Source organism: Agrobacterium sp. 6Ca8 (assembly GCF_055382765.1).
This window is the reverse complement of record NZ_AP026434.1, coordinates 624762-650870: the sequence shown is the minus strand read 5'-3', so window position 1 is coordinate 650870 and position 26109 is coordinate 624762. Positions and strand designations below refer to the sequence as shown.

The window sequence follows — 26109 nt, the reverse complement described above, 5'->3', positions numbered from 1 at the left end:
CAGCCCATTGCCGCCCCACGCCATCAGCCGCCCTGGGGCCCTCTGCTCGGCCGGGCGGCACGGACAGCTGCCAGTCCCCTGATGCCCTCCTTATCGCCAATGGACGTCAGACTTTCGAAAATCTGCGCAGCATCGGCGTAGCGGTTCATGGCAAGATAGGAATAACCGCGCAATACCATGAGATCGGTGCGCTCATCGGCAAGCCGCGCACGCTGATCAAGCAGGAGAAGCGTTTCCGCATAACGTTTGGACTGGAAGGCGGAAACCGCTCTGTCGGCCAGGATTGAAACCTGCAACTCAGTCGCGCGCGGGCGGTCCATGCGCGATTTCGTCGCCGAGACAGCGGCATGGTCCGTCAGCCCCATGCGCAGATAGGCAAGGCTCTGGCCATAGGCCGCATCGCTTTTAACAGTCGACTGGCCACCGGCAATTGCGGATTCGAAAGCCTTCAGGGCTTCCGCCGGCCGGTTGGTCTCCATCAGGCACCAGCCGAGATCAAGCGCCTGCTGTGCGGGCAGGCGCTGGGGATCGGGATAGACCGCGCAGGAGCGTGGACGTGACGAGGCACTTACGGTCCTCTGCGTCTGCGCTGGCAGACGCGCCTGCTTGCGCGAAGGTTCCGGAGCCGGCTGCTGGACAGACGGCTGGGGCTGGCTATAAGCCACCACTGTCTCAGACTGCGGCGCATAGGGCGCGGGTGCCGTTGTCTGGGAAGCTGTGGCGACAGGCGGTGCGGTGACGGGCGCTATCTGCTGCGCGGACTGGTCCACCATACGTGCCGTTCCCACATCAGCGATGCGTTGCGAGCGGCTTGCCCATTGCTGCTGTATGCTGCGCAGACCGGCGAGATTGCGCAGATCGTGATAGCTGACTGCCATGCCATAGGCCGATGGTTCGTCATCGGCTTTCCAGCCAAGCGCAGTGCTGAACCATTGCAAGGCGAGCGGCGTCTGCCGGAAAGCAAGCGAATACCAGCCGAACTGCTGCGCGGTCGCCGCATCCTTGCGAGTTATTGTTTCAGCGGCGATGCGCTGCAACACATCCGGCGGAAGGACCACAGGCGGCTCAAGCGCCAGAAGATTGGCTGTCGCGGCAAGATAGGTCGCAAGCCCGTCGTCCGAAGCGGTGCGCCACTTATACATGACCTCCTCAGCTTCACGTGGCTCGTTGCGGTCGATCAGCGCCAGCGCCAACCCCTGCGAAGCAGACGCGCTGTCTTCCTCTTCCCGCGCCTTGCGAAACCACTTTTCCGCCTCCGCCATGTTCTTCTGGCGGATATTATACCAGCCGAGCAACAGGGCATCGCTTGCAAGCTTGTCGGTCTCGGCAAGCCTTTCAAGCCGCATCAGATAGGCGGAAGGAACGGAAATTCCCTCCTTCTCCCCTGCCTTCGCCACGAATTGGCGGGCGAGATCGTTCTTGACCGGTTCGAATTCCAGCTGACCGTCTGCGTTGGGCTTTTCCTTGGCAAGCAAATCGCCGATCATCTCCGCCGGCAAAAGCGCGGACGCCTTCTGCACCGTGGCGAGCCTGTCGCTTGGCGTCGTGCAATTGTTGAGAATGTAGAGATAGGCGTCGCGCGCCCGTCCCATGCGGTCGGTATTGGCAAACGCATCGGCAACCCGCCACAGGACATCCACCTCGCTACAGGTCAGCAGGCCGGGATTGCTGGCGGCCGCGTCCACCACTGTCGCATATTGCTTGAGATCGGAAGCGTTGACGAGCCGCTGGCGGGCCTCGGCGAGGGAAAGCATGCCGGTCAGATTGTCGGGAGGCTGCCAGCCGGGTTCCGCCTGCTGGCGGTCGGCGATCGCCTTTCTGACCTCGGCGTAACGGCCGTCGCTATAAAGCTGCCACATGGCATCGAGCCGGGGATCGCCGTTAACGGGAATGGCGAGCGGATCGGCAGGCGGTGTCCAGTTCGGATAGAGCGTGCGCAGCCTCGCGATTTCGGCCTGAAGGCGCTGGGTATCGCCCTTGGCCGCGAAATAGCGCAGCGCGCTGAGATCGACCTCGAGCATGTCTGATGACGCCGGCTGGGTCTGGCGGGGTGCGGGCGCCTGCGCCATTTGGGGCTGCGATATCTGTCCACCCGTCTGTGTCTGCGTAACCGGCGGTTGCGGATCAGTCGCCGGCACCGTTACCGCTGGCGTCACGGGTTGGGTTAGCTGCGCCATCTCGCGATTTTTAAGGAACGCGTTGATCTGGGCCGGATTGGCTGCCGCTGGAGAAACGCGCTGCGCCGCACGGTTGCCGCCAACCGCCGAAGTATGAATGTCCGATACACGTCCGAGAATGGTGTCGCGCCAGTGGAAGGCGGCGAGAGCAATCAGAAGCAGGATGAGAGCCGAGGTAGACAGCGGTTTGTTCATCGGCACTCCCCGTTATTCCTTGCCAGAAACGACAATGCCAGAAGATGCAATGTAGAAGGATAATAAAGCGTTGGCTGAAAGCCTTTCAGTTCGGCAGGCACAGCCGGGCCGCCGCCGGCGCAGGCTGCGAGCGCCGGAATGATGCGATAACCGGGATCCGACAGAACGTCCTTGACCGCGCCGCTCTTGAGATCGAAGGTTCCCGCAGCACCGCTTTCCAGCGTCATGCCGTTTTTCAGGCGGTCAAGCAGCTCCGGCGAGCCCATTTTCGCCCTTGCAAGATAAAGCGGAATCCGCACCGCATTGTAACCGAACTCGGGCGGAAACGCCGATGCCGGTTGCGGTTTCGTCTTCATCGACACCCAGTCGGCGGGCAGTTTCCTGTCGCTGAAAGCAAATGTGGCGATCTGCGCCACGCCGTCGTCGGCAAGCGCCTTCCAGAGTGGCGATGGTGCGACGAGATTGAGGACCGGAAATGCTTCGAAAATCAGATAGGAAGGATTGACCACCGGGCCGTCGCCCCGGTCAACCTCGCCAAAGCCGCTGGCGGCGGGCAAAAGCAGCGTTCGCCCGCCGCGCTGAACGACAGTCTTCTTGAGGACCGCCGATGCGATGGCCGCCGATGCCTCTGCATAGTCCTGCCGGTTCCACTGCGCGGCAGCCAGCGCCAGCGCGTAGGCAATCAGAATATCGCCATCCGTGGCATTGTTGATGTCAGTCACATGCGGTCTGGTGCGCGGGTCCCATTTCCACGCGGAGAGACCGTCGTCGCGCACCAGGAGTTCCGTGCGGGTAAAACTCCATATCAGCTCGAAGTCGGCAATGTTCTCTGAAAGAACGGCAAGCCACATGCCGTAACCCTGGCCTTCGCTGTGGCTGATATTGCCGTTACCGGTATCGATGATGCGCCCGCCGGGATCGAGAAACGCACTTTTATAGGCCGACCAGGCCTCAGGCGAGACAGATGCGGCGCGGGCAATCGAGATGCCTGAGATCAACGCCATCAGCGACACGCAGAAAATGCCGGCAAGTCTAAAAATCCCACGCCTCATCGGTGTCGCCCCATCATACGCAGCATCGCGAAGGTGGCAAAGCCCAGGAGCGACACGAACCCGATGAATGCCAGCGAATAGGAAAGAACATTGGAAGACAGCCAATTAGCAGCGATCAACCTCCAGTTCGAGAGGGAAAACGCCCGCGTGACATAGAAATACGGCTGCCCCACCTCGACCGTTTCGATCTTTTCTGCACCGGCATCGTAAGCTGCGACCCGCCCGGTGACGTCGCGCCAATGGTTTTCACGCACCATCGAAGACATGCCGTCACGAAGCTCCGCCGACGTCGGGGCGGTAGCCAGCGTCCAGACCCCTTCGCCGGAAGGGCTTAGACCCTGCACCAGCATGAAGGAGACATTGCCGGGCGGCGCATAGGGCTGCTCGGCCGCCGGCAGGAAACGCAGCGTATCGGAACTCAGATCGAAATTCCGCTTCATCCACTCCTCAAAGGAGGAAACCTGGCCTTGCCAGATGCCGCCGTCCACCCGCTCTCGCCAGTCATTAAAGAGGGTTTCGCTGTTCTGCGCAGGCGGCTGAACGCCCGTTCCCATTTTCCAGGATATCTGGCTGGAAGGGACAAGATTGAACTGGCTGATCAGCGATTGCGGGAACTGCGAAATCGTCCCGACGAACAGGGCGTCACGGTCGCCGATCACCAGCGGAGAGGCCACGGTCTCGACATTGATCGGATATCCCGCAGCGCTTGCCAGCCGGCTGACCAATGTCGCCGCCGCCGACATGGTGTCGTTATCGAAACGATCAAGCGACAGCGCGACGGGATTTGCGGCAAACCTGTAGGGCTGCCCGGCACCGGACATCGCGGCGAGATCCGGTTTGCGACCGATCTGCGCGTAATCGGGAATATGGATTTCCGATGTGTCGAACAGGGCAAAACGCGGGGTCGTACTGGCCGGCGCTCCCGGCGCGCAGACCTGATCCTGCGCCGTCATCAACACGGCCTCGATGGTGATCTTGTTCGGGCCAGGCTTGAAGTGGCGCATCGTCACATTGATGGGCAGATGCCGGAAAATGCCGCCACCATTGTTGGAGATCGGCACGGTCGAGGCGATCTCGTCATTGACGTAGATGTCTATATGGCTACCGGGCAGCACCTGCGAGGAATAGGCGGCATCGAGCAGCATGGCCGCCTCGCCATAGGCCGACGCATAAAAATCGGCGGGCATGCCGACGTAGAATTCGTTGCGGAAACGCCGTCCACCAAATTCGCTGCTCTCAAGCCCAAGCTCGGAAAGCGCGATGCGACGGTCCGACATGACGAGCGGTACATCCGGCGCATGCCAGCTGCGGGTGGAAAAGGTCGTTCTCTGGGCACCGGGCGTGCGCGCGATCGAGGAAAACAGCGTCTCAATCGCCGCCTGTACCGCCTGCGGGGTGGGACCGCTGACGAGGAGCGGCGAGAGGCCACCCGGTGCAGTGGTATCGAAGCCGGCAAAAGCACCCGCCGACGCCTCGGGCGGCACCGCGCCGGTGAAGCCGGCAATCTCGCGTGCGGTGCCGACAAGAACCACCAGCGTTCCCGCCTTGCGTTCGGCGGAGGGTGCTGCCACGAAACGGATCGTCTGGTTCGGCATCTGGGTTCGGAGTGCCAGAGCCTGAGAAAGGCGCAGCAGCGAATCTGCAAATGCCGGATTGCCGAGGGCAGGTGCAACGATCTCGATCGACGTTGCCGCCTTGGCGTCCGGACCGGTTGCCTGGATATCGTCGATATTGGTGAAGTTGCCCGCGACATCGGCGTTAAAGCCGATATAGGTATTTGCCGGATTAACATCGGTCCACAGATCATAAGTGGACTGGATTGTGCAATCGGTTCTGTGGCGCTGCTGCACGCCAAGCGTCACGACATTCGCGCCCACCTGCAGGACACCGGGTGGAATTTTCAAGGAAACATTGCCCTCACCGTCGGGCGCCTCAATGCGCGCCGTCTCCAGCGGAACATTGTTGAGGCTGACCTGGAAATTCGAGTCTTCCGGCGCGACCACGATGGCGTTCTGATAACCAATATTCAGCGAAACGGCGGCATTCACCTGCTCGGGCGTCAGATAAATGCTCCACTGCCGCCGATCCATTTCGCCGGAAAGGCTGAGCTTTTCGTACGGCAAGATATACCGGCGACGGCTATCCGCCGCGGGTGACGATGCCTGAACGGGTGCGGGTCTCGCCTGACCCTGCGGCGGCATGGATACGGGTGGCGTCAGCGGCCGCAGCGGCGGTTGCGGCGCAGGTGCGGGCTGCATTACCACAGGAGGCTGGCCCACTGCAGGCTGGGTCGATTGCTGGGCTGGCTGCGGCTGGCGCGGTACAGCTGGGGGAAGTGTCGGCGACGGCACGGGTGCCGGGGCTGTCTGTGCGGGCTTCTCCGGCGACATGTCGAAGGGTGAGGACTGCGCCATCGCACCGGTTGCGACGACACCCAACATCAGCGCTGTCAGTGAACTCCTGATCGTTTTACCGCCGTTCATTTTACAACTCCGGCAGGTTTGACGGTTTTGGAGGCGGGCCGGAGCGCCTTGGCCAGATAGAACAGGCCGCGCTGCGTCTGGAAGAGCGATATCGCCAGAAAGATCGCCGTGCCTCTGATGAGGCCGGGGTTCTTGCGGCGCACGCGCTGGAACTCGCTCCATTGCTCGGAATTGGCGAAGATCAGGTCGGCGATCAGGCGATGATCGATGGCGCGCTGCGGCGAGAATGTGCAGCCTATGGAAATGAAACCGTCGTTCCGGACCGTGCGGACCACATTGATGGTCATGGTTTCCGGCACGCCCTCGCTATGAGGCTTCACCCTAATGATCGCTGTCGTGTTCTTTTCGATAGCGGTGGTGCTGTCGAAAAGATTGATCAGCAGGCCATGCACCGACACGTTGTCAATGGAGGCCGGCACCCATGCGTCACTACCCTCAAGCTTGACCTCGCAGCGCCGCTTGACGGTGATGCGCCGCGACGCCGATTTTTCGCCGCGCTCGGAGACGACGCCAAGCGCACAGCCCGCGAAGATAAGGTTGAGCAGGTTCCAGCCGCCGACGACGAGTGTGACGTCCGCCTTGTATGGCTCGGCGTAGATGCGCCAGATGGCAAAGGCCATCGCAACCAGCAAAAGTGCGAAAATGACAAAGAACGGGCGGCTGATTTCCGAAAGCCGCGCCTCGGCGATGGATTCGTCCTTCGCCGTCACCTTGAAGGTCGGCTTGCCGGGATTGAAGATCACCGACACGACGGCTGGCAGAAGGTGGACCGTCTGCACATATTCGTAGAGTTCAGAAATCCACGGCCAGCGGAAGCTGCCATAGAGATAGTTCTGCATCATCAGGTTCACGAGCATATACGCGGCCGTATAAGCCAAAAACTCGCCGCCGGAAGCCACGAAAATCTGAAGATCGAAGAACAGGTAGAACAACGGCGCAAACAGGAAGATCGTGCGCGGGAACGGGAAAAGCCAGAACAGCGTCGACGACATGTAGCAAAGACGCTGCGTGAAGGAGAGACCACGGCGGAACAGAGGCTGGCGAAAGATCAGGATCTGCATCATGCCCTGCGCCCAGCGGCTGCGCTGGCCGATGAAGCTTGCGAAGGTGGCCGGTTGCAGCCCGGCGATCAGGGGCTTGTCGACATAGACGCTGTTCCAGCCGCGCGAATGCAGCGCGAGCGCCGTTTCGCAGTCCTCGGTGATGCTGACGCCGCTGAACCCTTCCGTATCCAGCAGTGCCTCGCGCCGCAGCACGGCGGCGGAACCACAGAAAAACGCGCCGTTCCACTTGTCGAGACCGCGCTGGATGATGCCGTAAAACATCTCGTTTTCGCTCGGCATCGTCTCGAAGGTGCGCAGATTGCGCTCGATCGGATCGGGATTGACGAAGAAGTGCGGCGTCTGCACCAGGAAGAGCCGGGGATCTTCCTCGAAATAGCCCACCGTTTCCAGAAGGAAATCGCGCGCCGGCGCATGGTCGGCGTCAAACACCGTCACCAGTTCGCCGGTGGAATGGGCGAGGCCGTTATTGAGATTTCCGGCCTTGGCGTGGACGTTGCGCTCGCGCGTCAGATAACGCACGTCGAGGTCCTCGCAAAGCTTCTTCAACTCCTCATGGCGGCGCTGTGCCGCCTGCGCCTCGACGATATTGCTGGCATTGCGCTTCTGCACCGAGCCGCCGTCGTCCAACAGCCAGACGGTGAACTTGTCGGCCGGGTAATCCATGTTCTTGGCCGCCGCCAGCGTATTGGCGAGAAGCTCCGCGTCCTCGTTGTAACTCGGCACGAAAACATCGACCGTCGGCCGGTAATCGGGCGAGCCAGGCCGGGTCTTGCGGGAAGGCAGCGGCATCGACACGATGACGAGGCTGAGACCCAGCATCACGACGCTGTACATTTCAGCGAGATAAAGCAGAAAGCCGGGAATGAAGTTTTCGAGCTGGTTGACGGGCGGCAGCGTGCTCGTGGTGCGCCAATAGACATAGCGAAGCACGATGGCCGTGCCGAAACCAAGCGCCACGAGCCGCCAGGCTCCCTGCCCGTTGAAACTCTTTATTGTAGCGAGAAGTACGAGCGAGATCGCCGTGGCGACCAGGTGCGTCTGCAGGCTGACCGGCATCGTGACGATGGCCAGAACGCAAAGCGACACAAGAAACCAGACAATGATTGTGATGGCCTTGTTCATCCCGAAACTTTCCGCTCTCTTCCCCGCCCGGAATTTTTACCGGGATCTTTTGCAATGCCCTCTTCTGCTGTTGCTCCAGCCATCACCTGCATCCCGGAGGCGCTGCCGAACCGGACAGACATGTGGGCGACGGAATAGCCACCTGCGGAACCTGCGTCGGCTGCTGGCTCTCCACCTGCACGCTGGCCGCGCGCCTGCCGACTACAGCAGGCCTTGCGGGCTGGGCGGGCGCGCCAACGGATGCGGGTGACGGAATACTGACTGCCGCCACCGGCGGTAGCGGCTGCGCCGTCGGCTGAACAGGCGTGACGGGTACGGCAGCACGGCGCACGGGTTGCAATGGTATGCTCGCAGTCACTTCACTGCCGGGCCGCATCGGCACCTCATTGGTCTTCATGGGATAGACCGGATGGCCCGGCCGCCCAAGGTTCTGATCCACCGCCTGCGGCGTGCCATAGGGGTTCCAGCTTTGCGAGGCATAGGTGCCGGTGATCGTGTAATTATACATGACCGTCAGAAGCTGCTCGACGCTTGCCCCCGACTGGCAGAGGCGCAGTCGCACCTTGATACGCCCCAGGTTGCGGAAATCCTGCCGCATGCTTTCGGGTGAGCGGATGTCCTGCCAGCCATAAAGGCAGGTATCGCTGCCCCGGCCCTTGCCGGCCGCATAAGAAAAGGCGCCGTAACCGTTCTGCAGATAATTCGCCGACATGACGATGTTCTCACCCGGAAACTCCGAGCGGATTTCCCGCGCGACGGAGGATGCCTTAAAGCCGGAGAAAGTCAAAGCATCGCGATCAGTGTCGCCGGCTTGCTGCGGACCGAAGAACTCGGCCTTGATGTAGTTCTGTCCGGGCGTAGCGGCTTCGGCGCGCAATACGACCTGCTGTGCCACGGCATTGGAGTAGGTGCGATTGACTACGGTGACGATTTCCGGACCGCCGGGCGGTGGGAAAACCAGTGCTTCGGACGCAGACAACATCTTTGCGCCCCCGAACGACCTGACGCCCGAGGGAGTATTGCAGCCCGAAAGAACTGCAATAGAGAATAGCAATGAAGTAAAGGCAGAAAATTTCACTGCCCCGTGCCCCTTTATTTCCCCAAGCCCTAACAGGTTAAAAGGAGACCGAATCACTAATGACCAGACCATTGTTACGAAATACTGGAGGCAGGCGAATAAGCAATATCAAATTTATATTGTAATTTCTGATGCTTTGTGGCCTCCGAATCGTTTCGGATCCCTTCTTTGCCGGACGAGACGACGGAACCAAATCGCGCTGGTGCGGGTTCGCTCGGCGTGAGGTCGATATTTTTACGGTTGCAGCGCAATATGTCCCATGGTCTACTTGCGTCTATAATGACGTATTTTTATTGATCACTTTTTTCATTCAACTGTAAAAACAGAGAGTTGACGCATGACTGTGCAATTTCCGAGTATCGTTCAGGCGCTGGCCGAAGAGATCGGAACCTTACGGAAATGGCTTGAAGAGGACGCACTGCCGCTGTGGTGGGAGGTTGGCTCCGCCCGTCCGGACGGCGGTTTTTACGAGCGCCTCGGCCAGGATGCGAAACCGGTTTTTTCTGATGACCGCCGCGCCCGCGTGCAGCCTCGTCAGGCCTATTGTTTCGCTGCCGCCGGCCAGAACGGCTGGCAGGGTCCGTGGAAGGATGCGTTGCTGCATGGGTTGAGCTGGTTCGAAAAGGTCTATCGCCTCGATAACGGCCTTTACGGCAACCTCGCCGACCAGACCGGCAAGCTGATCGATCCGTCCTTCGATCTCTACAATCAGGCTTTCGCGCTTTTCGCCGCAGCACAGACGGCCGCAGCCCTTCCCGACCGCAAGGACGAGATGCGTGCCCGGGCGCTCGAGATCCTCGCCGTCCTCAATCGCGACTACAAACACCCCGTCGCCGGCTTTGAGGAAGCGAACCCGCCGCGCACGCCGCTGTGCTCCAATCCGCATATGCATCTTTTCGAGGCGATGCTTGCCTGGGAAGTGCAGGACCCCGAAGGTCCATGGACCGCGCTGGCCGATGAGATCGCCGGCCTTGCACTCACCCGCTTCATCGATGGCAGCAATGGCGGGCTACGCGAATTCTTCGGCCATGACTGGATGCCGTTTGAAGGCGAGAAGGGCCGCATCATGGAGCCCGGTCACCAGTTCGAATGGGCCTGGCTTCTGGTGCGCTGGGGCAGCCTGCGCAACAATGACGAGGCAATCGCCAAGGCCAAGCGCATGTTCGAGATCGGCGAAGCGCATGGCATCTGCCCACGCCGCAAGGTCGCGATCATGAGCTTGTACGATGATTTTTCGGTACATGACGGGCTGGCACGGCTCTGGCCGCAGACGGAATGGCTGAAGGCAGCCTTGCGCCTTGCCAGCGTGACCATTGGTGAAGAAAGACAGCGTTATCTTGCCTCGGGCCTGAGGGCCATCGGCGCGCTGCAGCCTTTCCTCGACACACCGGTCAAAGGACTTTGGTTCGACAAATGGCCGGCCGACAAGCCGATGCTGGACGAACCGGCACCGGCCAGCACTTTCTACCACATCGTCTGCGCCATCTATGAGGCCGAGGCCGTACTCGCCTCCAGCCATTAGAGTCCGGGCGGGCGAGCGGGCCGGGCGTCCGCTCTACCCGCTCCAGCCTCAGTTAAGCCGCGCCGGGCGCACAACGCGCCAGTCGGGCTTGCCGAGATTGTGCGGCCATGGGTGCACGTCCTTGTCGTTGAAATAGACGACCTCTTCCAGCTTGGGAAAATCCGCCTGTTTGAGCGTCACGTCGTTCATCCATGGACGGACGTAGGAATCGCCGCCTTCATAACCCAGTTCAGCAACCCAGACCGGTTTATTGAAGGTTTCGACAAGCCCATAGCCCTTGCGCAGTAGATCGGTGAACTTCTGCGGCCCGCCATATTCGATCTTGTCATAGTCCTCGAGACCGAAGACCGAGAGACCGACCAGGTCCGCGTAATTGTCACCAGGATAGTAAGCGCGCAGACCGTCGAGACCTTTCGGCGACCACATCACCTTGACGCCGGGGACCGCCTTGCGGGTCATGTCCACCATGCGTTTGTAGGCCGTGATATAGTCCTGCGGGTTCCAGCCCGACCACGAGAAGCGGCCGGATGTGTCTTCCATTTCCTGTCCCCAACGCAGGATCAGCGGGCTCTTCATTGCGGACATGCGTGCGGCGATCGCCTGCATGTTCTTGTCGTAGTCGCCTCCCATCACCTTGCGACGCAACTCGTCGGAGGTGAGCCGCCAGTTGACGTCCCATGACCAGGGTTCGACCGTGATCAACACATTACGCTTGCGCTCCAGAGCATAGGCATCTGCGAGCGCGAGGCTGTCGAGATCCACGTCCTCCCAGGGCAGGAACAGATGTTCCGTCGCCACCCCGGTCTGGCCGGTGAAATCGCCGTGCGGATCGTAGGCGCCGAAGCGTATACCATCCGCGTGCAATGTCGGACGTTTGTCGGCAAGCGTCTTCATGCCCGTGGAGCCCATGGGCGCGACCCCCTGGGCATCCAGTTTGAATATGGGGTACATGCTGGCTGAAGCAGCAACAGCAGCCCCGCTTGCAAAGAGCAGTCTTCTTCTTGTTATTTGCATGACACTTTCCTCCTACCTCGTCGCAGTCATCGCCTTGCCATAGGCGGCGATTTGCGGGGTGACGTCGTCCTTGCGGACAAGTTTCAGGAATTCATCTCCGGGCCGTGGCGGATTATGCCGGAAGACGTACCAGGGGCCGCCCTGCTTGCGCTGGTAAAGCACCTGACCGATGCGACCGTGGTCGAAACACGTGTCTGCCTTGCCGTTTCCGGCATCGGTTTTCCAGGTAGCTCGCATGCACAGCGTACCTTTGGCATCGACAGTCCAGCGGCCTTCACCGACGGCCTTCTTGCCTTTCTCTTCAGTCAGGGCGATGAACTTGCGGCCATCGGCGATGAAGCGTCCGCCACCAGTCTCCCATTTCCAGGTCTTGTCGTAATACATATCTACGACTTCGCTGGTCCGGAGCGGTTTCGGCGTCTTCGTGCCGCCCGCGGCGTGGACGGCACTTGGCGCGATCACCGCAAGGCAGAGTACGAAAGCGGAGAACCCGCATTTGCTTATTGTTGTTCTCATCACAGCCTCCTCCTTCTATTGTCCGACCCTATTGTCGGCCAGCATGATTTCTCCGGTTGTCATGACCGGTGGCGGCACCATGGGCTCCGCCTGCATGTTTCGAATTCCGGGCATTCCCGGCAGTACGATGCGCAGTTTCAGACGCACCGATCTCGCTCCCTCCACGCCAGCACCGGCCACGGTGAACCGCGTTTCGGTGAAGCTGACATAGGGTTGCCCGTGCGACAGGGCCTCCAGCCCACCAATCGCATGGGAGCTGAGTTCCGCGGCACTACCTGCCACAAGCAGTAACGAACAGGCGGCAACCGTCGCCCCACCGCGCAATGCCGGCAGCCGTGGCAAGCCGTTTTCCATGGTGTGTCGGACGAGAAGAAAAACCGAAAGGCCCGCGTAGATCGCCACATTGATCGCGGCGAAGACGAAGAAACCTTCCGCAGCGTTTTCACGCGGCGCCAGCACCATTGCGAGAAGGCTTAGTGCCGCCAGAACCATGTAAGGCGCGATTACACGCAGCGGCAGCGGCGGTTTTGCCTGCGTGCCCTTGGGTGTAATGCGAAAGTCGACAAAATCACCACGGATCGTATCGCGTATCGCCGCAAGCACACCCATCAACGACCAGGGCCAGCGCAGGAACAGAAACACGATGGCTTCCCACCCGAAGAGTTTCGCATCATGCGGGCGAAAGGCCCCCGTGGCCCGCCAGAAAAAGGCGAACACGATCATGATGAGCGAAATCGGCAGGAAATGCGCCAGAAACACTGGATAGGAGGCATTGACGAGTACCTGGCCGCTCAACAGTGCAAAAGCGGGAAGCACGAACATCAGTGCCATGAAGCCGGAAAACAGGGGATACCAGAGCTGTGAAAACAGGAACTGGAATTTCAACCGCAAGGGAAGCTTCGGCACGTAATGCCGCGAATATTGCAAGAGGATGGTCATCAGACTGCGTGACCACTGGAATTCCTGCACCACGAGATCGGTAAAAGTCACCGGCCCGTCGCCATGCGCGATTGCGTTGACGGCATGGACGCCGCGCCAGCCGCCCGCATTCATCAAAAGCGTGGTGGAATGGTCCTCGGCAAGCTCGGGTCCCAGACCGCCCACCTCACGCAGGGCTTTGGTGCGCACGGCATAATGCGAGCCGATACAAAGCGGCGCCCAGCTGTTGTTGTAACCCAGCTGCAGGGCGCCGTGCAGGCTTGCCTCGGCATAAAGCCTGCCACGCGCAGCCCAGCTTTCCTTTGCATTGGCATCGCAGATGCTTGGTGCGGAGACATATCCAACCGCCGGATCGGCGAAAGGACGGATGATTTCACTCAGATAGTCCGGTTCCGGAACGTGATCGGCGTCGAATTGCGCGACGAAATCATAACGCTCATACCCGTAATGATCGTAGAAATAAGCGAGATTGCCTTCCTTGCAACGGGTGCGGCGAGGCCATGTCTTGCGGTGATAATCGACGACACCCTTCCGCGTCGAAACGAAAACACCGTGCGCGCCGCACCATTTCAACGTTTGCGCATCCGGGTCCTCATCCGCAAGCCACACGTCGAATTCCAGGCCCTTCTGCTCCAGCATGGCCTGCAGCGTCTTTTGTACTACGGCAAAAGGCTCCGATGGCGCCTTGGTTACAACCATCGCCACCCTGCCCTGCGGCAGAGGAGAGCGCCGGTCGACGACCCTGGCGTTCAGGAAGATGAAGATGAAATAGGACGGCAGAAGCGTGATCCACGCGAGCGTTACCGTAACGACCGTAAAATACGGCCAGTCGATGACCCGATCCCGGTCCAGCCACCAGATCCAGAAATAGGCAAGCGTCACCAGCCAACCGCCAATTCCGAGACGATAGGCCATGCGGTTCCAGCCGGTGAAGACGGGCAGCATTCGCAATTGCCCCGCGACGGGACGCGATGATGGTAAGGAAGGGGTAGAGCGAGCTTTCATGACAGCACCTCCAGCCCGAAGCCGGGACCAGCCGTGCGGATGATGGTGTCTATATCGGAGCGCTTCGGCGCAAAGCCGAGGGTCGCCCTCGCTCTTTCTATGTCGGCGAACAGGGCGGGCGGATCACCGGCGCGCCTTGCGCCGAAATGCACCGGCACTTCCTGTCCCGTGACGCGATGGATCGCGCGGATGATATCCCCGACCGATGTGCCGTGGCCGGAGCCGAGATTGACACGCAGGGTCTCGCCGCCATCGGAAAGATAGTTGACGGCGGCCACATGGGCATCAGCCAGATCGCTGACATGGATGTAGTCGCGGATACAGGTGCCGTCGCTGGTGTCGTAATCCTGGCCGAATACATCAAGTTGCGGCAGCCGCGAGGCGGCAGCCATCATTGCCCGGGGGATCAGATGGGTTTCCGGCTCGTGGCGTTCGTAAAGTTCGCCATCCGGGTCGGCACCCGCCGCATTGAAGTAGCGCAGCGCGACGAAACGCATGCCATAGGCGGCAGCGTAATCATCGAGCGCCATTTCGAAAATCAGCTTCGTACGACCGTAGGGATTGACCGGCATCTGCGCCGTTTCCTCGCGGATCGGTAATTGCGGCGGCACGCCATAGGTGGCGCAGCTGGAGGAAAATACCAGCCCGCCGATATTCTGGTCGAGACAGGCATCTAGAAGCGCCAGACTGCCGCCGACATTGTTGCGGTAATATTTGCGCGGATCCTCGACGGATTCGCCGACATAGGCATTTGCGGCGCAATGGATGACGAAGGCTGGCGAGAACTCCTTGAGCGTGGCCTTCAAGAGACTACGATCGAGAATGTCGCCTTCAATGAAGGGACCCCAGCGAACTGAATCCGCGTGACCCGTCGAGAGATTATCGTAAGCAATGGGCTTGAAGCCGGAATGCGCCAGCGCCTTGCAGATGTGGCTGCCTATGAATCCGGCCCCGCCCGTGACGAGGATTGTACGGGACATCTCATACGGCCTCCGCAACCTTCTTGCCGGCCAGCAGCGCATCGAAATAGACGATGGTTTTCTCCAGACCGGTTTCGAGCGGTACGCGCGGTTGCCATCTGAGCATTTCCTTGGCACGCGAAATATCGGGACGGCGCTGCTGCGGATCATCGATCGCGGCGGGCAGATGCACGATGCGCGAGCGGGAATTCGTCATGCGGATGACGATATCGGCCAGTTGCCGCACCGGAATTTCGCTCGGGTTGCCGAGATTGATCGGTCCGGTGCAATCCTTCGGCTTGGCTGAAAAACGCAGGAACCCGTCGATCAGATCATCGACGTAGCAGAAGGAGCGCGTCTGGCTGCCGTCGCCATAAATGGTGATGTCCGAACCCTTCAGCGCCTGGACGATGAAGTTGGAGACCACCCGCCCGTCATCGGGGCGCATGCGCGGCCCATAGGTGTTGAAGATGCGCCCAACCTTGATATCGACGCCATAAAAGCGGTGATAATCGAAAAAAAGCGTTTCGGCGCTGCGCTTGCCCTCATCGTAGCAGGCTCGCGGCCCGATTGTATTTACGTTGCCGAAATAGCTTTCCGGCTGCGGATTGACGAGCGGGTCGCCATAGACTTCCGATGTCGAGGATTGCACCACGGTTGCACCGCATCTGCGAGCGACTTCGAGAACGTTGACCGCGCCGAGCACATTGGTAAGCAGGGTGCCGACTGGATCACGCTGGTAGTCCGGCGGCGAGGCCGGCGACGCGAAGTTGAAGATCAGCGAGACGTCTATGTCATAGGGCTTGCGGACATCATGCTCGACCATCAAAAACCGCTTGTTGGCTTGCAAATGCTCAACATTCACGGTCCGTCCAGTCGAAAGATCGTCGAGACAGATCACCTCATGACCGCAAGCCAACAGACGTTCGCAAAGATGGGAGCCAAGGAAACCAGCCCCGCCGTTGACCAGAACGCGCTGGCCTGGCCGCCACTCGGAATAGATTGTAGCGCCGTTGTCATGGTCGTTGGGAACGAAATTACGCATTACACACTCCTCCCAATGAGGAACCAGCCCGGCTGATTCGACTTGAACTAGATCAAACTCCAGATTGCAGGATATTTCGAATGTCACCTCCGGTTTTTATTTCTTCTGGAGGTTTTAATATTTGGATTCGGTATATTTCAACTTTTATGATAGGCGCGTCATAAAACAGGTCAACTTTATTTTATCGAAATATTACAATTGATTACCCCGAATTACTCGTATTAATCACTCGATTTAATACTTTTTAACTACGCCTCCATTATGCCTTTCTTATTGAGCATTAGCGCAAGCTTCGCTCAACCAGTCGGGACTATTCTGGTTTTGTAAGGCTCGGTCCACCGGGGCAAAACCACCCGGCGAGATGCGACAGCTAGTCGATTTCAGGGGACATACATCATGAATGAAATGCCTTATTCCCATAACAGCAAAGCGGCCCGCCGCTGTCGTTTTGCACTTGTTGCCGCCGCACTTGCGACGTTCACTTTCGCAACGGCCTCGTGCTCCGTCGTTGAAGATGCCGTTCTGATCAAGACCGCATCTGCTAATACGGCGACGATCAAGAGCCGGGTTACTCCAGCCAAGGCGTCCTACGGCTATGACAAGACAGGCAACGCAGCCGTCACGCTTGTTGCCGATACTTACGACACACCGACGATATCGCCGCGGCATTCCTATTCCGGTTCTTCTCCCTATATCTGCTCACCGAGCGGATTTGGTCAGAAGTCCCGCTGTTTCCTGAGGCCCTGAGCCTCAGGCATAACCTCTGCTTGAAACTGGCGTCATTGCGGCATCAGGCCCGCCAGATGTTCAGTTTCTCCAGCCGGAGATAGCCGCGTCGTCGTCCTTGTGAAAGAAGCGCGACGCTGCCTCCGTTCGGTTGCGCACATTCATCTTCTTATAGATGTTGCGAACGTGCACCTTCACGGTATTCTCGGACAGGTGAAGCCGGTCGGCGATGATCTTGTTTTGCGTTCCCTTGCAAAGCAGGTCGAGGATCTGCACCTCGCGCGTCGTCAGCGCCGCCATTTCACTCTTGCTGACGGCAAGAGCGTCGGCGCGGTTGGCAATCACGGCGTTGCTTTGAACGCTTTTGCCGTTCACGGCCTGGGAATAGGGGGTGAGCTTGCCGAGAAGGGCAGCGGGAAAATGCTCCCCGCCCTTCATGAGGAGATCAACCGCCGCCATGAAAACGTCGAGCCGCAGATTAAGCGGCAGCACGCCATCAATGATACGCATCCCCACCAGTTGCTTCAGCGGCTCCTCAAACTTGTCGATGGTTTCGACGACAAGTGCAATTGGGGCATCCGGATGCTTTTCGCGGACCGCCGAAAGAACGCTATGAAGCCGCTCGCCCGACATGCGGTACGGCAGGACCAGCCGGACATCGGCGCCATAGTCATCGTCGATCGTTGCCGACGACATAACGCTCATCACAGCGAATGTAGGGAACTTTTTGCCCAGCGCCTCCACGAGGCACTCGGAAAACAGGTCCGGATCCGCGATGATCAATAAAGTTCCATTTACAGGCGCAACGGCTCCACTTTGTTTTGCCGCATAATCTGAAGTTCCCATGAACATCGACGTCTCCCCTAAAGCGCTACGCATTACGTTCTTTTTGGTTGTGTGCTCTGTCATTCGCCGGGATACCCCTAGAAACAAATGGGGCAACTCCCGCTTCACGCCATGTCAACTATCATTAATTACCCGTTAATTAAGGAGGCTAATACGAAAAGCTGTGCAAAGAAATGGCCCAAATGGGTTATTTCTTGCAATTGACGTACAAAATTGGTTACGCCCGTAATGAATCGTTGAGCCCGGAACCAGTGTAAAAACAAACACATCGGAAAAGCTTTCGCTCCGGTTTTGCAATCCGGGAAAATATAACTTTTGGTTGATATCCCTTTACATACCTGCCCGGCAAACGAACTTCCGGAATGTGCCATTTCGGGATAGGGACCCTTCTCACCGCCATTGACTATATTTTTAGAAAAAGCAGCTTTTCCCGGCCTGAGCGCAATTATTTGCGTCTGAACCGGCTGCAAATCTCCATGCGACCGCCTTCCGACATATATATTGGTGGTAAGGGTGCCGATATGTTTAGCCCGAATTGATAGCTAGGAAGCGCGATTTTTCTGCTGCACAGTCTGACCGTCGCTGCAAACAGTGACCGATGGAAAGACAACCCCGGCCTTTGACGTGTGTTTGCAAACGCCGGTTCCTTTTCAAGACATAACGAAAGCAAAAAGACGAAGCCACCGCGCTCCCAACGGAGCGAGGAACGGATTTGTGCGCCTTAATACCGAGTAGCGCACAAGGGCTGAACGAGAAGAGCCCGGTTACGGGCCGATGCCAAGCCGCAGATGAGACGTACCGAGTGCATCTGCAGAACATCAATCTTTGTGCAACGCGGAGCAAGCGCGAAAAAATCCCGTTTTAGATGAGAGGGATTTCGAAAGCTGCTCCGAGCTTTTTCGGAGGAAATCGACATGGGTTACAATCCACAGCCTGCGGGCGACGACATCACCAAGATTGGCGCGCTTTCGGAGGGTTTCGCCAACACCTCGACCAATGACGCAAAGGTGGACGACAGCAACGTCGGCACCGCAAACGGTGAAAACCGCAACAACGACAACAGCGACAACAGCACCAATGTGGATGTTGACGCCAAAATCGACGTTGCAGTGGGCAACGGCGACAATCGCGACAACGACTATGACTGGAGCTATGACAGCAAGTCTTACAGCGACAACGATACGACCGTAAAGACGAGCACCGAAACCAGCACCGAAATCAAGACCGATTACGACTGGAGCTATGAAAGCAAGTCGTACAGCGACAACGACACCAACGTGAAGACGGTCACGGATACGGACACCAAGACCTTCTCCTATTCCGACGACGACACGACAACAACAACAACGACGACTTCCGACAGCTTCAACTCCGCTGACAGTTTCTACAAGTCGGATGACGACTTCGGCAACATCGCCGGCGTCAAGGATGTCGGCAATCTCGGCATCGCTGGCGGAGACCTCACCTTTAACCTCGGTGACGACTTCTCCTTCACACTTGATGTCGACAATATCCTCAACAGCTCGCTCAACGGCGAAGGCAACGACACGGGCTTCAGCCTTGTGCAGGCCAACCACCTGGCGGATCAGGATCAGGCCTGGGATGTCAGGATGGACAATGGTGGTGCACAGAACCACCTGAGCGCGAATGCCGGCGACGCCTTTGGCGCAGAAGGCATGGACGGCAAGGGATGGGACCTCAAGGCTGGCGACGACGCTGCGGGTACCAGCACTGCAGATGCGTCGGCTATCCTTGCAAACTCCGGCTTCCATCTGGAACTGGTGCAGGGCGCCAACATGCTCTCCAATGCCGTTGATATCTCGGTCACAGGCGGTAACTCGCATGTTTCCGATACCGGCGAGGACAGCGGCTCCTGACGAGTACCTCTCTATGAAAAAAGCTGCACCGGCATTCGCCGGTGCAGTTTGCGGTTGAAGGACCGGGTTTGCGCGAAGACGAAGCACCGCCTCTTGGACGTGTGCCGCCCGCCGCCCAGGCTCTGCCGCGATGATCAGGGAGGGACCTGCAATGCAAATCGACAGAATTTCAGACATGATTGCGCATTTCATCGGCCTGTTCGACACGGTGATCGAGGAAGCGCGTCTAAGAAGCAACTATGCCGAAGGCACAGCACACGCGAACCAAGACCGGTTGTCGGATGATGACGCGGCAAGACTGCTAGACAAGAACTACGACTTGCAGCTTCAGGATTACGATCCCGGCGTTAAATATCGCGCCGGCTATTACGACTTCGACTATCTGCAACCGCATTTCGCCCGCATGGTCGAACACGACATGCAGCAGCTTGCAAATGCGATACCGGTCGATATGTCAGCGGCGCATTTCCGTTTTCCGGGCAGTGTCTCCTTTGAGCAAGAACGCGAACTGGTGCTTCACACCGGCCCTGGCTCGGTTATCGCCCATGTCACTCAGGTCAATATTCTTCAGGACGACGACTATCTGAACATGACGGACGGCCCCAATGTGGCGCGCGACACCAGTTTCGTGACCCAGCGCACCGTCGAGTTCCATAACGAAGCAGCCGTCTTCACGCCCTTTTCCGTTTTCCAGCGCACCGACAGCTACGACGCGTTGCAGGCGCTCGCCAAATCAGCACATGATTATATCGACCATGCACGCGAAAATGACGTGACGTCCCTTGGAACCGGCGCTGAACAGGATTTCGTTCTCGCTGGCAATGACATCAACGGCCTCTACATCAATGGCTCCATGGCAAGCGAAAAGCCAACGCTCGACGACTTCATGCCGGATCGTGGCATTGCCAAGCCCGCTGAAGAGCCGGAAAAGAGCGATGTTTCGCTGCATGAGGATAGCCCCGCCGGAAACAGCCTCGATGTGGCTGCCGGCGCAAATGTCGTCGCCAACATAGCAACGCTGGTCAATACTGCCGTCATGGCCTCCGTCACCACCGTCATGGGCGATTATCACCAGATCGACGCAATCACCCAGGCCTATGTCTATAGCGACCGCGATGAGGTCGATTCCGTTTTCACGCAGTCCGAAGACCATGACGCAACCGCCGCCTACAATATTGCGACCTTCTCACGCAGTGTCTATCCGGGTGCGGAAAGCGCCGACAGCAGTCACGATAGTGGTGAAACGCCAATATTTCCCACTGCCTGGCGTGTCAGCGTCCTCGAGGGAGACGTGTCCTTCGTCCACTGGATCGAGCAGTACCAGTTCATCAGCGACAACGACACACTGACGGTTACCTCTTCAGGTGCCAGCGTCAGCTTGCTGAGCGGTGGCAACGCTGCCCTCAACATCGCCAATTTCCTCGGCATCGGCATGCAGTACGATCTGGTCATCGTCGGCGGCAATGTGCTGGACATGAACCTCATCAGCCAGATCGCCGTGCTTTACGACAATGACTGGATCCGCGCCAACCCCGACGCGCCTGAGGGTGCCACCGTTCAGTCCGGCAACAACCTGTTGTGGAACGACGCCAGCATCCACAATGTCGGTAGCAACGACCGTTTCGAAACCATGCCGGACTATATGGCGCAGACGGTGAAAGCGATTAACGAGCGTGATCCGAACATGCCGGACGCGCTTGCCCACGATGCCAATTTTGCGGGCTATCAGGGGATCAACGTCCTTTACATCACTGGCAATCTTTATGACGTCAGCATCATCAAACAGGTGAGCGTGCTGGGCGATTCCGACTATGTGACGCAGGCAGCAGCAAAGATTCTCGAAAACAACGAGAACGTCACGATCCATATCGATACCGGCAGCAACGCCGTCATCAATCTCGCGCAGATTATCGATTACGACAGCTTCGGTTCCACCACCTACGTCGCAGGCGGGCTTTATTCGGATGCTATCCTTATACAGGGCGGCATCATCGAAAACGATGCATCGCAACCGGGTCACCAAGGCCAGCAGCTGGCAAACGAAGTGATCGCGTTTCTGCACGACGATCCCGCCACCATTCAGAATGAATCCGATGGCGTCATCAACGCCGGTCACGACATGTCGTGGTCCAGCGCGCATTCATCCGACGTCATGCAGGCGGTCACTGCATAGGTTTTGACAGGCGGAGAGAAACGCCCCCGCCAAAGCCGCAGAAACCGCGAGATCACCGAGGGGATTAATAAAAAATGGATCATATTTCAAGAAAAACCATTACCGCCGGGCACTCGCTGGACTTGCCGCTGGATCAGGATGCGGAAGACAGCAAGCTGACTGATGCCTGCATTTCGGCCATAAACGAGGCCGTCGAAAACCTGCGCCATCTGTCCGGCGCGGAACCGAGCGCGAAAGCAGCCCCGCCCTCCCCTGAGATCACACCGCCCCGGCCCCTTCCGCAACATTCCCCATACGCCGAACAACCGCAAATGCGTGACGTTCCGCAGGAAAGGCCAGTGCCGCCGCAGCAAGACCGGCGCCCCGCCTCACCGCCGGAGCCGGAAGCAAAGGTGGACAATACCGAGCTGAAAAGCGCACCCGACCTGCCCTTCGTCAAGACCATCGACAATAATGACGGGCCTATCCGAGAAAACGAGCGCCGTCCGGTGACGGGCGGCGGCGGCAACGGCAAGGAGCCGACGGAGAATGGCGGTGGTGGCGGAGGAGGCGGCGGAAGCCAGAGCGGCTTCCACAAGCGCAGTGAACCCGTCAATTTCGCCGCCAGCCTCGCCAAGGGCATCGCCGCGATACGGCGCAACATGGCGATCGTGATGCTGTTCACCATCGCCATCAACGTTCTGCTGCTTGCCATCCCGCTCTATCTGTTTCAAATCTCGGACCGGGTCCTGACAAGCCGCTCCATGGATACCCTCGTCATGCTGACGGTCGCCGTTCTCGGCGCGGTTCTGTTGCAAGCCTTCATGGACGCCATCCGGCGCTTCATCCTGATGCGCACCGCTGTCGAGCTTGAAGTGCAGCTTGGAGCGCCGATTCTGTCGGCTGCGGCCCGTGCCTCCCTGCATGGCAGCGGCAAGGACTACCAGATCCTGCAGGACCTGCAGCAGCTGCGTTCCTTCATTACCTCCGGCACCCTGATCGCCTTTCTCGATGCGCCGTTGATGCCCCTCTTCATCGTGGTGGTCTATCTTGTACATCCGCATCTCGGCATCATCATCATGGTCTGCTGCGCGGTGCTGTTCATCATAGCCTGGCTGAACCAGCGCTTCACCGCCAGACAGTTCGCCGAAGCCTCCGGTTATCTGAGCCGCGCCAATTTCCATCTCGATTCCATGTCGCGCAACTCGCAGATCATCAATGCCATGGCAATGATCCCTGAGGCCGTGAAGATGTGGGGTCGTGAAACAGCCGGATCGCTGAAGTCGCATGTGGCGGCGCAGGATCGCAACATCATGTTCTCAGGTGTTTCCAAAGCAGCCCGCATGATCACGCAGGTCGCACTCCTGGGTTGGGGCGCGCATCTGTCTCTCGCAGGCGAACTGACAGGCGGCATGGTGATCGCAGCATCCATCATTTCCGGCCGCGCGCTGGCACCGATCGAAGGGGCGATCGAGGGTTGGCATCAGTTCAACAAATCTGCAGCCTCCTATAGCCGTATCAAGCAGCTTCTCATCACCTCACCGCTCAATTTCCCGCGTCTGCGCCTGCCCAATCCGGAAGGGCGTCTGGATGTGGAACGTATCCTTTTCGTGCCGCCGCCGCAGAAGAAGGTGATCTTGAACGGCATTTCCTTTTCGCTGAAGAAAGGGGAATCCCTTGCCATCATCGGCAATTCCGGTTCCGGCAAGACGACGCTTGGCAAGATGCTGGTCGGCTCCATCCTTCCCACTTCCGGCAATGTCCGCCTTGACCTCATGGACCTGCGCAACTGGGACCAGCGGCAATTCGGTGAAAGCATCGGTTATCTGCCCCAGGACGTGCAGCTGTTCCCCGGCACCATCAAGGCCAATATCTGTCGCATGCGTGACGATGTCGAAGACCGGCAGATCTACGAGGCGGCTGTGCTCGCCGACGTACACGAGCTGATCGCCGGTTTTCCGCAGGGTTACGAAACCGTGGTTGCCGCCGATGGCGCACCGCTTTCGGGCGGCCAGAAGCAGCGCATCGCGCTTGCCCGCGCATTCTTCGGTGATCCAAAATTCGTGGTTCTGGACGAACCAAACTCCAACCTTGATACGCAGGGCGAACAGGCGCTGGCAAAAGCCATTCTGCACGCCAAGAAACAGGGCATCACCACCGTCACCATCACCCAGCGACCCGCACTTCTTCAGTGCGTCGACAAGATAATGGTGCTGAAGGACGGATCGGTCGCCATGTTCGGCGAACGGATGGACGTACTGAAGGCCATTTCCGGCAATGGCCGGCAAAGTAGCCAGTCTCCGCAGATCGAGGGTTGAGGATCGTCATGTTCAAGAAAAAAACCGCCGTCGCCGTCGCAGAGGTAAAACCCCAGGGCCAGCTTGAGTGGTACAGCGAAGTGCCACGTTCCATTCGCCTCCACAGTTCAATCGGTCTTGCCGTGCTGCTCGCCTCCTTCGGCGGTTTCGGGTACTGGGCCGGCACTGCACCGCTCTCCGCCGCCATCATTGCCCAGGGCAGCTTTGTCGCCACCGGCAACAACAAGGTCGTGCAGCATCTGGAGGGCGGCATCATCAAGGAAATGATGGTCAGCGAAGGCGACACCGTCAAGGAAGGAGACGTGCTTCTGACGCTCGACAAGACGACGGCGCTCGCCAACGAGCGCATGTTCCAGCTGAGACGCCTTCGCCTCGAAACCATCGTCACGCGCCTGCGCGCCGAGGCGCAGGGCCAAAAAAGCTTCAAGGTGCCTGACATCGTCATGAAGGAAGCCAGCGATCCTGATATCAAATCCATCATCCAGAGCCAGAACATCGTGTTCCACAGCAAGATCGTGAAACTCGACGAGCAACTGAATCTCATCGAAAAGAACATCAAGTCGCTGGAGTTTCGTTATGCGGGCTATGAGGGGCAGAAGCAGTCATTCGACCGTCAGCTGGCACTTCTGACCCAGGAGCGTGATTCCAAGGAAAGGCTTGCCAAGGACGGTGTCATCCGCAAGACCGACATGCTGGCGCTGGAGCGCGCCATTGCCGATGCCATGGGCGATATCGCCCGACTGACCGGCGAGATGAACCAGAGCGAGGCTGAAATCGCCAAGTTCAAGCAGGAAGCGGTCATTGCCATCAACGCCAACAAGCAGGCTGCTCTCGACGCGCTGGAAACCGCCGAAGCCGATCTGGACAGCGTGCGCGAGCAGGTGCGCGGTGCCGCCGAAGTGCTGGAACGCACCGTCATCCGCTCCCCGGTCAACGGTACCGTGGTGCGCGCCTATTACCACACGGCAGGCGGCGTCATCACCACCGGCAAGCCGATCATGGAAATCCTGCCCGCCCACGTTCCCCTGATCCTTGAGGCGCAGGTTCTGAGAACCTCCATCGACCAGTTGCATGAGGGCCAGACGGCAGCGATCCGCCTTTCGGCACTGAACCGCCGCACCACGCCTGTTCTGAACGGTAAGGTCTTTTACGTATCCGCCGACAGCATCGAGGAAAATGCAGGCCTGCAGGTTAAGGACGTCTATATCGTGCGCGTGCAGGTTTCAGACGAGGAGATCGCGAAGGTCCATAATTTCCATCCCGTTCCCGGCATGCCGGCGGATGTCCTGATCCAGACTTCGGAGCGAACCTTCTTCGAATATCTGACCAAGCCTATCTCCGAGAGCATGTCCCGAGCATTCAAGGAAAGATGAAGAAATACCGCTTTTCCAGGAAGGTTGGATGGCGGTTTTGCGTCTGGAAAATGCGGAACGCAGAAGGACCTACGCTGTCAATCCCGTCCAGATCGGCATAGAATGCCAGTATATGTCTGGTGGGGCGGGAGAACAGCATGGCAGCAATGTCGGATATATTGCTGATGGTCGGCAGGCTGAATTACGTGTGGACCAACACCGAAAGCCTGATGATCTATCTGATCGTCCATCTCCTGAAAGTGGAGAAGGAAGCGGCCATCGTCGTGTTTCTGACGCTCAACACCACGCGCGCACGCATGGATCTCATCGAGCGTCTGGCAAAACTTCCCTCAACACCAGCGCCGGATCGCAAGACCATTCTCTCCATCATGGCGCGGCTCAAGAAAGAATCGAAAACGCGCAACAAATACAATCATTGCATCTACTCCTTCGACGAAAAGGGCGAAATTGCCAGCACCCAGCTCATGCGACTGGTGGAGGACGAAACCCAGGTCCGTTACGGCAAGGTAGAACGCATGGACGAGAAAGAAATCGAACACCTCGAGAAATCCATCGCCGACATCGTCTCTGTCAGCAAGGACATGTGGAGTTTCATCCACGCCAGCCCGCACGTCTCATCGGATTACCTCTAGGATCGGGCAGAGCG

General features: G+C 58.7%; 18 protein-coding genes. 7 read left to right on the top strand and 11 right to left on the bottom strand.

Going from position 1 to position 26109, the window contains the following annotated elements:
- Positions 1-23 precede the first annotated feature (23 nt).
- From ACZ5A6_RS17175 to bcsN, 5 genes are all read right to left on the bottom strand, one after another.
- Positions 24-2372, bottom strand: coding sequence for a cellulose synthesis protein (locus ACZ5A6_RS17175; RefSeq protein WP_019564664.1), 2349 nt, complete (start codon positions 2370-2372; stop codon positions 24-26).
- Entirely contained in the window at positions 2369-3424 is a 1056-nt protein-coding gene (locus tag ACZ5A6_RS17170) for a glycosyl hydrolase family 8 (protein WP_019564665.1), read from the bottom strand. Before ACZ5A6_RS17170 ends, ACZ5A6_RS17175 begins: the two co-directional genes overlap by 4 nt.
- Positions 3421-5907, bottom strand: coding sequence for a cellulose biosynthesis cyclic di-GMP-binding regulatory protein BcsB (locus ACZ5A6_RS17165; RefSeq protein ID WP_112292284.1), 2487 nt, complete (start codon positions 5905-5907; stop codon positions 3421-3423). The genes ACZ5A6_RS17170 and ACZ5A6_RS17165 overlap by 4 nt, the downstream gene beginning before the upstream one ends.
- Entirely contained in the window at positions 5904-8093 is a 2190-nt protein-coding gene (gene bcsA / locus ACZ5A6_RS17160) for a UDP-forming cellulose synthase catalytic subunit (RefSeq protein ID WP_003510865.1), read from the bottom strand. The genes ACZ5A6_RS17165 and bcsA overlap by 4 nt, the downstream gene beginning before the upstream one ends.
- A gap of 82 nt (positions 8094-8175) precedes the next feature.
- Positions 8176-9075, bottom strand: a complete 900-nt coding sequence (gene bcsN, locus ACZ5A6_RS17155; RefSeq protein ID WP_019564667.1) for a cellulose biosynthesis protein BcsN — start codon at positions 9073-9075, stop codon at positions 8176-8178.
- Positions 9076-9508: 433 nt separating this feature from the next.
- Between bcsN and ACZ5A6_RS17150 the strand changes: the two genes are divergently transcribed.
- Positions 9509-10693, top strand: a complete 1185-nt coding sequence (locus ACZ5A6_RS17150) for an AGE family epimerase/isomerase (RefSeq protein ID WP_112153990.1) — start codon at positions 9509-9511, stop codon at positions 10691-10693.
- Positions 10694-10741: 48 nt separating this feature from the next.
- Here the strand turns inward: ACZ5A6_RS17150 and ACZ5A6_RS17145 are convergent, their stop codons facing one another.
- Genes ACZ5A6_RS17145 through ACZ5A6_RS17125 form a run of 5 tightly spaced genes read right to left on the bottom strand, consistent with a single transcriptional unit; the run spans position 10742 to position 16171 of the window.
- Positions 10742-11707: a glycoside hydrolase family 26 protein gene (locus tag ACZ5A6_RS17145; RefSeq protein ID WP_003510877.1), complete on the bottom strand. Its 966-nt coding sequence runs from the start codon at positions 11705-11707 to the stop codon at positions 10742-10744.
- A 12-nt stretch (positions 11708-11719) separates the two neighbouring features.
- Entirely contained in the window at positions 11720-12223 is a 504-nt protein-coding gene (locus ACZ5A6_RS17140; RefSeq protein ID WP_003510879.1) for a DUF995 domain-containing protein, read from the bottom strand.
- A gap of 15 nt (positions 12224-12238) precedes the next feature.
- Positions 12239-14167: a glycosyltransferase family 2 protein gene (locus ACZ5A6_RS17135; protein ID WP_026330682.1), complete on the bottom strand. Its 1929-nt coding sequence runs from the start codon at positions 14165-14167 to the stop codon at positions 12239-12241.
- On the bottom strand, positions 14164-15147 hold the full coding sequence (gene galE / locus ACZ5A6_RS17130) for a UDP-glucose 4-epimerase GalE (RefSeq protein WP_464111195.1): 984 nt from the start codon (positions 15145-15147) through the stop codon (positions 14164-14166). Before galE ends, ACZ5A6_RS17135 begins: the two co-directional genes overlap by 4 nt.
- A 1-nt stretch (position 15148) precedes the next feature.
- On the bottom strand, positions 15149-16171 hold the full coding sequence (locus tag ACZ5A6_RS17125) for a UDP-glucuronic acid decarboxylase family protein (protein WP_019564672.1): 1023 nt from the start codon (positions 16169-16171) through the stop codon (positions 15149-15151).
- A 396-nt stretch (positions 16172-16567) separates the two neighbouring features.
- On the opposite strand from ACZ5A6_RS17125, the gene ACZ5A6_RS17120 reads away from it, so the two are divergent.
- A complete protein-coding gene (locus ACZ5A6_RS17120; protein ID WP_003510891.1) occupies positions 16568-16918 on the top strand; it encodes a hypothetical protein in 351 nt (116 codons plus the stop codon).
- A 60-nt stretch (positions 16919-16978) separates the two neighbouring features.
- Here ACZ5A6_RS17120 and ACZ5A6_RS17115 read toward each other — a convergent pair whose 3' ends face one another.
- Entirely contained in the window at positions 16979-17749 is a 771-nt protein-coding gene (locus ACZ5A6_RS17115) for a helix-turn-helix domain-containing protein (protein ID WP_019564673.1), read from the bottom strand.
- 908 nt (positions 17750-18657) lie between these two features.
- Between ACZ5A6_RS17115 and ACZ5A6_RS17110 the strand changes: the two genes are divergently transcribed.
- From ACZ5A6_RS17110 to ACZ5A6_RS17090, 5 genes are all read left to right on the top strand, one after another.
- Entirely contained in the window at positions 18658-19620 is a 963-nt protein-coding gene (locus ACZ5A6_RS17110) for a hypothetical protein (RefSeq protein ID WP_003510894.1), read from the top strand.
- 151 nt (positions 19621-19771) lie between these two features.
- A complete protein-coding gene (locus tag ACZ5A6_RS17105; protein ID WP_112292283.1) occupies positions 19772-21793 on the top strand; it encodes a hypothetical protein in 2022 nt (673 codons plus the stop codon).
- 74 nt (positions 21794-21867) lie between these two features.
- Positions 21868-24090 (top strand): type I secretion system permease/ATPase, encoded by a 2223-nt coding sequence (locus ACZ5A6_RS17100; protein ID WP_019564676.1) that lies wholly within the window; start codon positions 21868-21870, stop codon positions 24088-24090.
- A gap of 8 nt (positions 24091-24098) precedes the next feature.
- Positions 24099-25463, top strand: coding sequence for an HlyD family type I secretion periplasmic adaptor subunit (locus ACZ5A6_RS17095; RefSeq protein WP_003510897.1), 1365 nt, complete (start codon positions 24099-24101; stop codon positions 25461-25463).
- Between the two features lie 137 nt (positions 25464-25600).
- Complete coding sequence (locus tag ACZ5A6_RS17090; protein ID WP_013761578.1) at positions 25601-26095, top strand: hypothetical protein; 495 nt, start codon at positions 25601-25603, stop codon at positions 26093-26095.
- Positions 26096-26109 lie beyond the last annotated feature (14 nt).